The sequence below is a fragment of the Citrobacter sp. NCU1 genome (assembly GCF_010231475.1).
Taxonomy (GTDB): domain Bacteria; phylum Pseudomonadota; class Gammaproteobacteria; order Enterobacterales; family Enterobacteriaceae; genus Citrobacter_D.
Map to the genome: position 1 here is coordinate 33,255 of NZ_NRDO01000068.1, position 9,235 is coordinate 42,489.

Sequence of the window (9,235 nt, forward strand, 5' to 3'; positions counted from 1 at the left end):
AAAAGGGTGACAGACTTGTTAACCGTATCCCCTGAATTATCTGCAAACCATGCCTGGTTTTTTGACCTTGATGGAACCCTGGCTGAGATACAGCCTCACCCCGACCAGGTGGCGATCCCGGACGCCGTTCTCCGGGCGTTACACCGCCTTGCGACACAGAATGCAGGGGCACTGGCATTGATTTCAGGGCGTTCGATGGCTGAACTTGACGCTCTGACAACCCCTTTTCGTTTTCCGCTTGCCGGCGTACACGGAGCCGAGCGCCGTGATATCAATGGTCAAACCCATATAGTGACGCTGCCACAGGCGTTAAAACGTGACGTTTACAACCAGTTATCTGCGGCGCTGGAAAACCTGCCGGGCGCTGAACTGGAAACCAAAAATATGGCTTTTGCGCTGCATTATCGACAGGCGCCGCAGCATGAAGCGACGCTATTGAAACTCGCGAAATGTATTACCGCTCTCTGGCCGCAGTTAGCGCTACAGCCGGGTAAATGTGTGCTGGAGATTAAACCTCGGGGAACTAATAAAGGTGAAGCCATTGCCGCATTTATGCAGGAAGCCCCCTTTGCAGGCCGTATTCCCCTGTTTTTAGGTGATGATCTTACTGATGAAGCGGGGTTCGCGGCGGTAAATCGGGCTGGCGGCATGTCGATTAAAGTCGGCGGCGGGGAGACACAGGCCAACTGGCGTTTAGCCAGCGTGCCGGACGTCTGGCGTTGGCTGGCGCAGATCCATTATCCACAACAAAAACAAAAATCAGCGAGTGACAGGAGAGATGGCTATGAGTCGTTTAGTCGTAGTATCTAATCGAATTGCGTCCCCCGATAATAAAGGCAGTGCGGGTGGGCTGGCGGTTGGTGTGCTGGGCGCTCTGAAAGCAACGGGGGGGTTGTGGTTCGGCTGGAGTGGGGAGACGGGGGACGAGGATAAACCGTTAAAGAAAGTGACTCGCGGGAACATGACCTGGGCGTCTTTTAATCTGAGCGAGCAGGATTACGACGAGTATTACTGCCAGTTTTCTAACGCTGTTTTGTGGCCTGCATTTCATTACCGACTGGATTTAGTGCAGTTTCAGCGCAATGCCTGGGAGGGATATCTGCGGGTCAATGCGTTGCTGGCAGACAAACTGCTGCCACTGTTGAAAGAAGATGACATGATCTGGGTCCATGACTATCACTTGCTGCCGTTTGCGAGCGAATTACGCCAGCGTGGTGTGAATCATCGGATGGGCTTTTTTCTGCATATTCCGTTCCCGACACCCGAAATTTTTAACGCATTGCCGCCCCATCATTCGTTGCTGGAGCAGTTGTGTGATTTCGATTTACTTGGATTCCAGACCGAAAACGACCGACTGGCTTTCCTGGACTGTCTGGCGAGTCAGACCCGGGTCAGCACACGCAATCGACGTCATACGGCGTGGGGCAAAACATTTTGTACTGACGTGTATCCGATTGGCATTGCGCCGGAGGAGATTGCGCAGCAGGCAAAGGGCGCGCTGCCGCCAAAACTGGCGCAGTTGAAGGCGGAATTGAAGCATGTGCAGAACATTTTTTCTGTTGAGCGGCTGGACTATTCGAAAGGATTACCCGAGCGTTTTCAGGCTTATGAGGCTCTGCTGGAGCATTATCCCCAGCATCACGGCAACATTCGCTATACGCAAATTGCGCCGACGTCGCGTGGCGATGTGCAGGCTTATCAGGATATTCGCCACCAACTGGAGACGGAAGCAGGGCGGATCAACAGCAAATACGGTCAACTGGGCTGGACGCCGCTCTACTACCTGAATCAACATTTTGATCGCAAACTGCTGATGAAAGTATTTCGTTACTCAGATGTGGGGCTGGTGACGCCATTACGCGATGGCATGAACCTGGTGGCGAAGGAATATGTTGCCGCGCAGGATCCCGCCAACCCCGGTGTACTGGTGCTTTCACAGTTTGCCGGAGCGGCAAACGAACTCACATCCGCGTTAATTGTGAATCCGTATGACAGGGACGACGTCGCCGCTGCGTTGGATCGCGCATTGACCATGCCGCTTGCCGAACGTATTTCGCGCCATGCGGAAATGCTGGCGGTGATCATCAAAAACGATATTCATAGCTGGCAGGAACGCTTTATTCACGACCTAAAAGAAGTTGCACCGCGTACCGCCGAAAGTCAGCAGCGGAATAAAGTCGCGACCTTTCCTAAACTCGCCTGACATTTGCACTGCGGCGCTTATTCACCCGCCAGCGGCACCAACAAAACATCTACCTGGCTGGTGCTGATCACACTTTTCGCAGAGCAGGAGGCTCGCGAAAAAAAACTGTGGTTATGATTTCCGTAAATGACCAAATCCACCGAATGTTTTCGGCACACATCCAGAATATGTTGGTTGAGCTCCCCATACGTAATAAAGGTGTGCTCAATGGGATAATCCGCGTCACTACTGAGTGTATTAAGAAAATCCTGTGTCTCCTCCTGCATCACTTCGCGTAAATCCTCCAGCATCGGCGCAGCGAACTGGTTATAGATCTCAGGGTCGGAGGCGAGAGTAATCAGACTAATGCGGGCATTGACGGGGCGCGCGATGGAAACGGCTTTGGCTAAAAGTTGGCGGCTTTCTGGCGTAATAGCTACGGCGACAAGGATATGAGTGTAGCTCATAACTCGCTCCTTATTATTGCAGGAATATGAGGTGGTTCTTCAGCTTTACTCTGTTTAAACCAATACTGCAACGCTTAGAGAGCGCAATTGTGTGAGGGTTATTATAATTATTTATTAGCTATTCTTATGATTGAAATCGTAAAAAAAATCACCAGAAAGACACTTTTATGTGATTTAAATTAAATTCCCTGGGTATGAAAACGAAATGTTAATTGCAATGTAACAAGAATTAACATATAACCTATGGTAACTATAGGGTATTAATTAACTCACCTTAATATTTAAGTTATTGTTTTAGTAGAATTAAATATTACACATCAAAAAAACAACATACCTGGTAATTTTATATTTTCATTATGTGATATTCACCATGTGAAATAAACTGGTTGTGACTATTTATTGAGCGCCTGGTCGGATCTCTGGAATGCAATACGTGTTCACTCGGTTAATAAACACACAAAATAAAAGCTTAACTGATGGGTTTATGTTAAGTATTTGGGTAATTATGTGACATTGATCACATATTTTTCAAATTCGCGGCTCCGCTCCGTTGTATGTGACGATGGCGGCGAGTAGAGTTGCGTCGAATTAGGAAAAATCTTAGGTATTTGTAAGAATTGATGAAAACGTGTAAATGGCGAGTGTTCCCTGGAGGGAGTGCTTTCCAGTGCGCGTTTGTCCCTGCACACAGCTATGCATTTGACCTTCTTGATTTTTTTACCGGGGATTCCCGGCGACATCACGGGGTGCGGTTTTACCGCATAAAAATAAAATGGGTTATTCTGGATGGGAACAATGCACACATCCGAGTTGCTGAAACATATCTATGACATCAATTTGTCATATTTACTTCTTGCACAGCGTCTGATCGTACAGGACAAAGCATCCGCGATGTTCCGCCTGGGCATCAGTGAAGAGATGGCGAACACGCTGGGAACGCTGACGCTTCCGCAAATGGTCAAGTTGGCCGAAACAAATCAATTAGTGTGTCATTTCCGTTTTGACAGCAGCCAGACGATCACGCGTCTGACGCAGGATTCGCGTGTCGACGATCTTCAGCAAATTCATACCGGCATCATGCTGTCGACGCGTCTGCTCAACGACGTGAATCAGGCTGAAGAGATGGCGCGTAAGAAAAGGGCCTGATGATGAGCGAAAAAAGCATTGTTCAGGAAGCGCGCGATATCCAGTTAGCCATGGAATTGATCACGCTTGGCGCCCGGTTGCAAATGCTGGAGAGTGAAACACAGTTAAGTCGCGGTCGTCTCATCAAGCTGTACAAAGAATTACGCGGCAGTCCTCCGCCAAAAGGGATGCTTCCTTTTTCCACCGACTGGTTTATGACATGGGAGCAGAACATTCATGCGTCCATGTTTTGTAATGCCTGGCAGTTCTTACTCAAAACAGGTTTATGCAGCGGTGTGGATGCGGTGATCAAAGCGTATCGCCTTTACCTGGAGCAGTGCCCGCAGCCGGAAGAAGGGCCGTTGCTCGCGCTGACCCGCGCCTGGACACTGGTACGTTTTGTGGAAAGTGGTTTGCTTGAATTGTCGCGCTGCAATTGCTGTGACGGTAATTTTATCACCCACGCGCACCAGCCTCCGGGCAGCTTTGCCTGCAGTTTATGCCAGCCTCCTTCCCGCGCCGTAAAAAGACGTAAACTTTCCCGCGATGCTGCCGATATTATTCCACAACTGCTGGATGAACAGATCGAACAGGCTGTTTAACCGATACGGTGTGGACAAACACTCCAGCAGCGGTAAGCGATTACCGCTGCTTTTTTTTGCCTCGCGTACGCGTTAATGCCCCGACTGCGCATCCTGCCATAGTCAACAGCGGAAGGATGATGTCGTGCTTATCTTATTAGGTTACCTGGTGGTTATCGGTACAGTTTTCGGCGGTTATGTGATGACCGGCGGACACCTTGGGGCACTCTATCAACCAGCTGAACTGGTCATTATCGGTGGCGCGGGTATAGGGGCGTTTATTGTCGGTAATAACGGCAAAGCCATCAAAGGGACGATGAAAGCGATCCCGTTACTGTTTCGACGTTCGAAATACACAAAAGCAATGTATATGGATTTATTGGCGCTGCTCTATCGCCTGATGGCCAAGTCGCGCCAGCAGGGGATGTTCTCGCTGGAGCGAGACATTGAAAATCCAGGCGAAAGTGAAATTTTCGCCAGCTATCCACGCATTCTTGCCGATGCGGTCATGCTTGATTTTATTGTCGATTATTTGCGTCTGATCATCAGCGGCAACATGAATACCTTCGAAATTGAAGCGTTGATGGATGAAGAAATTGAGACCCACGAAAGTGAATCAGAAGTCCCTGCCAACAGTCTGGCGTTAGTCGGCGACTCGTTACCGGCGTTTGGCATCGTGGCGGCGGTGATGGGGGTGGTGCATGCACTGGCTTCCGCTGACCGACCGGCCGCCGAACTCGGCGCATTGATAGCGCATGCGATGGTGGGAACATTCCTCGGGATCTTATTGGCTTATGGGTTTATTTCACCGCTGGCCAGCGTCTTACGCCAGAAGAGTGCCGAAACCAGCAAAATGATGCAGTGCGTGAAGGTCACTCTGCTCTCGAATCTGAACGGTTACGCGCCGCCGATCGCCGTCGAGTTTGGCCGCAAAACGCTCTATTCCAGCGAACGTCCGTCATTTATTGAGCTGGAAGAGCATGTGCGCGCGGTGAGAAATCCGAATCCGCAGCAGCAGACGACGACCGAGGAAGCATGAAAAATCAGGCCCATCCCATCGTCGTTGTAAAACGACGAAAACATAAAGGTCACGGCGGCGGTGCGCACGGCTCGTGGAAAATTGCCTATGCCGACTTTATGACCGCAATGATGGCCTTTTTTCTGGTCATGTGGCTGATTTCCATCTCCAGTCCGAAAGAGTTGATCCAGATTGCGGAATATTTTCGCACCCCGCTGGCAACGGCAGTGACGGGGGGCAATCGAATCTCGAACAGTCAAAGCGCCATTCCTGGCGGCGGTGACGACTACACCCAGCAGCAGGGGGAAGTCAACAAACAGCCGAATATCGATGAGCTGAAAAAGCGTATGGAGCAAAGCCGTCTGAGCAAGTTGCGCGGCGATCTCGATCAGTTGATTGAGTCTGACCCCAAACTGCGCGCGTTACGCCCACATCTGAAGATTGATCTGGTTCAGGAAGGGCTGCGCATTCAGATTATCGACAGCCAGAATCGCCCGATGTTTAAAACCGGTAGCGCTGAGGTTGAACCGTATATGCGCGATATTCTGCGCGCCATCGCGCCGGTGCTTAACGGTATTCCGAACCGCGTTAGTCTCTCCGGGCATACCGATGACTTCCCTTATGCCAACGGTGAAAAAGGGTACAGCAACTGGGAACTGTCTGCTGATCGCGCCAATGCGTCGCGCCGGGAGTTGGTCAGCGGCGGCCTGGATGATGGAAAAGTGTTACGGGTGGTTGGCATGGCGGCCACGATGCGCATGAGCGATCGTGGCCCCGATGACGCCATCAACCGCCGTATCAGCCTGTTAGTTCTCAATAAACAGGCAGAACAGGCCATTTTGCATGAAAACGCTGAAAGCCAGAATGAGCCAGTAAGTGTCTTACAACAGCCAGCGGCAGCGCCGTCGGCAAGCGTTCCCACATCGCCACCAGCCAATCCGAGGTGATAGCGTGAGCATGGATATTAGCGATTTTTATCAGACTTTTTTTGATGAAGCTGACGAGTTGTTGGCTGACATGGAACAGCACCTGCTTGATTTGGTGCCTGAAGCCCCGGATTCAGAACAACTGAATGCGATTTTTCGTGCTGCGCATTCGATAAAAGGTGGCGCCGGTACGTTTGGTTTTACCGTTTTGCAGGAAACCACCCACTTGATGGAAAACCTGCTGGATGAAGCCCGGCGCGGTGAGATGCAGCTCAATACCGACATTATCAACCTGTTTTTGGAAACGAAAGACATTATGCAAGAACAGCTCGACGCCTATAAAAGCTCTGAAGAGCCGGATGCCGCAAGCTTCGAATACATCTGCAATGCGTTACGTCAGTTAGCGCTGGAAGCCAAAGGCGAAACAGCGCCTGCCATCGTGAGCGCCGCCAAACTCAGTGTTGCAGACAGTATGGCGATTCAGGAAGAGACCGCGACGCCGCAGGGCAGCGAAGAGACGCAATTGCGCATTGTACTGTCTCGCCTGAAAGCCAATGAAGTCGATTTACTGGAAGCAGAATTGGGGAATCTCGCCACCTTGACGGATGTCGTCAAAGGGGCCGATAGCCTCTGCGCGACGCTGGATGGCGGTATTGCGGAAGATGACATTATCGCGGTGCTCTGCTTTGTGATTGAGGCCGACCAGATTGCGTTTGAGCTGGTGCCTGTCACGCCTGCCAGCCACGAGGCGTCAGCGGTGGCCGAGGTGTCGCCAGCACAGACCCCGGCGGTCGTTTCTGCGGTGAAGAGCGCGACCCGCGATCTGCAGCCCGCACGTGCGGAACGTGAAAAACCGGCTCGTGCCAGTGAATCGACCAGCATTCGCGTGGCGGTTGAGAAAGTGGATCAACTGATCAATCTGGTCGGCGAACTGGTGATTACCCAGTCGATGCTGGCGCAACGCTCCAACGAACTGGACCCGGTAAATCACGGCGATCTCATCACCAGTATGGGGCAGTTACAACGTAACGCCCGCGATCTGCAAGAGTCTGTCATGTCGATTCGTATGATGCCGATGGAGTACGTTTTCAGCCGTTTCCCACGGCTGGTGCGCGATCTGGCAAGCAAGCTGGGCAAGCAGGTCGAACTGACCCTGGTCGGTAGCTCGACGGAACTGGACAAGAGCCTGATTGAACGCATTATCGATCCCTTGACGCACCTGGTGCGCAACAGTCTCGACCACGGGATTGAGTTACCGGAAAAACGCCTTGAATCCGGGAAAGGTGCCGTTGGGAATCTGATCCTTTCCGCCGAACATCAGGGTGGGAATATCTGCATTGAAGTGACCGACGATGGCGCGGGGCTTAACCGTGAACGCATCCTGGCAAAAGCGCTGTCGCAAGGAATGGCGATCCACGAAAACATGACCGACGACGAAGTGGGGATGTTGATTTTTGCCCCAGGTTTCTCGACGGCGGAGCAGGTGACGGATGTTTCTGGTCGCGGTGTCGGCATGGACGTGGTGAAACGTAACATTCAGGAAATGGGCGGCCACGTTGAGATCCAGTCAAAACAGGGCGCCGGCACCACCATTCGAATTTTGCTACCGCTGACGCTGGCCATCCTCGACGGGATGTCGGTACGCGTGGCAAACGAAGTCTTCATTTTACCTCTGAATGCGGTGATGGAGTCGCTCCAGCCGCGCGAAGAAGACCTGCATCCGTTGGCAGGCGGCGAACGCGTGCTGGAAGTGCGTGGGGAATATTTGCCGCTGGTGGAGCTGTGGAAACTTTTCGATGTGGTTGGCGCGAAAACAGAAGCGACCCAGGGCATCGTCGTGATCCTGCAAAGCGCCGGACGACGCTATGCGTTGCTGGTTGACCAGCTTATTGGCCAGCACCAGGTGGTGGTTAAAAATCTGGAGAGTAACTACCGCAAAGTGCCGGGCATTTCGGCCGCCACCATTTTGGGCGACGGCAGCGTTGCGCTAATTGTGGATGTTTCTGCGCTGCAGGGTTTAAACCGCGAACAACGTATGGCGATCACCGCCGCCTGATTGAGTGAGGAAGGAAAGAAATATGACCGGTATGAGTAATGTAACCAAACTGGCCGGCGAGCCGTCAGGTCAGGAATTCCTGGTTTTTACACTGGGAGACGAAGAGTACGGCATCGACATTCTGAAAGTGCAGGAAATTCGCGGCTACGATCAGGTGACACGTATCGCTAACACGCCCTCGTTCATCAAAGGGGTGACCAATCTGCGTGGCGTTATTGTGCCGATTGTGGATCTGCGTGTGAAGTTTAGCCAGGGCGACGTTGATTATAACGACAATACGGTGGTGATTGTCCTGAATCTGGGGCAACGCGTCGTCGGTATCGTGGTGGATGGCGTGTCGGATGTGTTGTCGCTGACGGCGGATCAAATTCGACCGGCTCCGGAGTTTGCCGTGACCTTGTCGACGGAGTATCTGACGGGGTTGGGCGCGCTGGGCGATCGTATGCTGATTCTGGTGAATATCGAAAAACTGTTGAACAGCGAGGAGATGGCGCTGCTGGATATCGCGGCGTCTCATGTGGCGTAATGCTGCTTAGTTAAGCAATTATCGAGAATCTGTCACTCTGGTGAAGGGGGACGTTCACCTTATGTCCACCGCCTCTCTGCAATCACATTACCTGTGAACGTGCAAGGGAGGCTCACCGCCGCCTCCCTTGCAACCCTGGCTCCCGGCGGGAAAATCGTCGCTTCGCGATACATTCGCCTTATGCCGTCTGCCTTTCGGGTCGGGGTCGAGCCTGCATCCCTGCAGGCCGTCCCCTCCGCCCGCGTCCCTGCGGGCGGACCCGGTCAGCCGTCAACGTCTCATCGATTTTCGAGCCGGACCGTGGTGTCGCTTCCGCATTCTGACTTTCAGTGATTTCCGTTTAGCTGTTTAAAC

The 9,235-nt window shown here is 52.2% G+C and carries 9 protein-coding genes; 8 read left to right on the forward strand and 1 reads right to left on the reverse strand.

Annotated features, from left to right (window positions below; translation table 11 throughout):
* The first annotated feature begins 6 nt into the window (after positions 1–6).
* Together otsB and otsA are read left to right on the forward strand one after the other, a co-directional pair.
* A complete protein-coding gene (gene otsB / locus CJP72_RS19270) occupies positions 7–810 on the forward strand; it encodes a trehalose-phosphatase (RefSeq protein ID WP_162382938.1) in 804 nt (267 codons plus the stop codon).
* On the forward strand, positions 785–2,203 hold the full coding sequence (gene otsA / locus CJP72_RS19275; RefSeq protein ID WP_162382939.1) for an alpha,alpha-trehalose-phosphate synthase: 1,419 nt from the start codon (positions 785–787) through the stop codon (positions 2,201–2,203). The genes otsB and otsA overlap by 26 nt, the downstream gene beginning before the upstream one ends.
* A gap of 17 nt (positions 2,204–2,220) precedes the next feature.
* On the opposite strand, the gene uspC is transcribed toward otsA, so the two are convergent.
* Positions 2,221–2,649, reverse strand: a complete 429-nt coding sequence (gene uspC / locus CJP72_RS19280; protein ID WP_162382940.1) for a universal stress protein UspC — start codon at positions 2,647–2,649, stop codon at positions 2,221–2,223.
* Between the two features lie 795 nt (positions 2,650–3,444).
* On the opposite strand from uspC, the gene flhD reads away from it, so the two are divergent.
* The 6 genes from flhD (at position 3,445) to cheW (ending at position 8,881) form a co-directional block, all read left to right on the forward strand.
* Positions 3,445–3,795: a flagellar transcriptional regulator FlhD gene (gene flhD / locus CJP72_RS19285; protein WP_162382941.1), complete on the forward strand. Its 351-nt coding sequence runs from the start codon at positions 3,445–3,447 to the stop codon at positions 3,793–3,795.
* Positions 3,792–4,376 carry a flagellar transcriptional regulator FlhC gene (flhC, locus tag CJP72_RS19290; RefSeq protein ID WP_193568797.1) on the forward strand — a complete coding sequence of 195 codons (585 nt, stop codon included), beginning with the start codon at positions 3,792–3,794 and terminating at the stop codon, positions 4,374–4,376. Before flhD ends, flhC begins: the two co-directional genes overlap by 4 nt.
* A 124-nt stretch (positions 4,377–4,500) precedes the next feature.
* On the forward strand, positions 4,501–5,394 hold the full coding sequence (motA, locus tag CJP72_RS19295) for a flagellar motor stator protein MotA (RefSeq protein ID WP_162382942.1): 894 nt from the start codon (positions 4,501–4,503) through the stop codon (positions 5,392–5,394).
* Positions 5,391–6,320 (forward strand): flagellar motor protein MotB, encoded by a 930-nt coding sequence (gene motB, locus CJP72_RS19300; protein ID WP_162382943.1) that lies wholly within the window; start codon positions 5,391–5,393, stop codon positions 6,318–6,320. The genes motA and motB overlap by 4 nt, the downstream gene beginning before the upstream one ends.
* A 4-nt stretch (positions 6,321–6,324) precedes the next feature.
* Positions 6,325–8,355: a chemotaxis protein CheA gene (gene cheA, locus CJP72_RS19305; RefSeq protein ID WP_162382944.1), complete on the forward strand. Its 2,031-nt coding sequence runs from the start codon at positions 6,325–6,327 to the stop codon at positions 8,353–8,355.
* A gap of 22 nt (positions 8,356–8,377) precedes the next feature.
* Positions 8,378–8,881, forward strand: coding sequence for a chemotaxis protein CheW (gene cheW / locus CJP72_RS19310; protein ID WP_162382945.1), 504 nt, complete (start codon positions 8,378–8,380; stop codon positions 8,879–8,881).
* Positions 8,882–9,235: the final 354 nt, after the last annotated feature.

Excerpts from the sequence above, each read along its gene's own strand:
- otsA (WP_162382939.1), top strand. The coding sequence starts at position 785 with ATGAGTCGTTTAGTCGTAGTATCTAATCGAATTGCGTCCCCCGATAAT.
- flhD (WP_162382941.1), top strand. The coding sequence starts at position 3,445 with ATGCACACATCCGAGTTGCTGAAACATATCTATGACATCAATTTGTCA.
- uspC (WP_162382940.1), bottom strand. The coding sequence starts at position 2,649 with ATGAGCTACACTCATATCCTTGTCGCCGTAGCTATTACGCCAGAAAGC.
- motB (WP_162382943.1), top strand. The coding sequence starts at position 5,391 with ATGAAAAATCAGGCCCATCCCATCGTCGTTGTAAAACGACGAAAACAT.
- cheW (WP_162382945.1), top strand. The coding sequence starts at position 8,378 with ATGACCGGTATGAGTAATGTAACCAAACTGGCCGGCGAGCCGTCAGGT.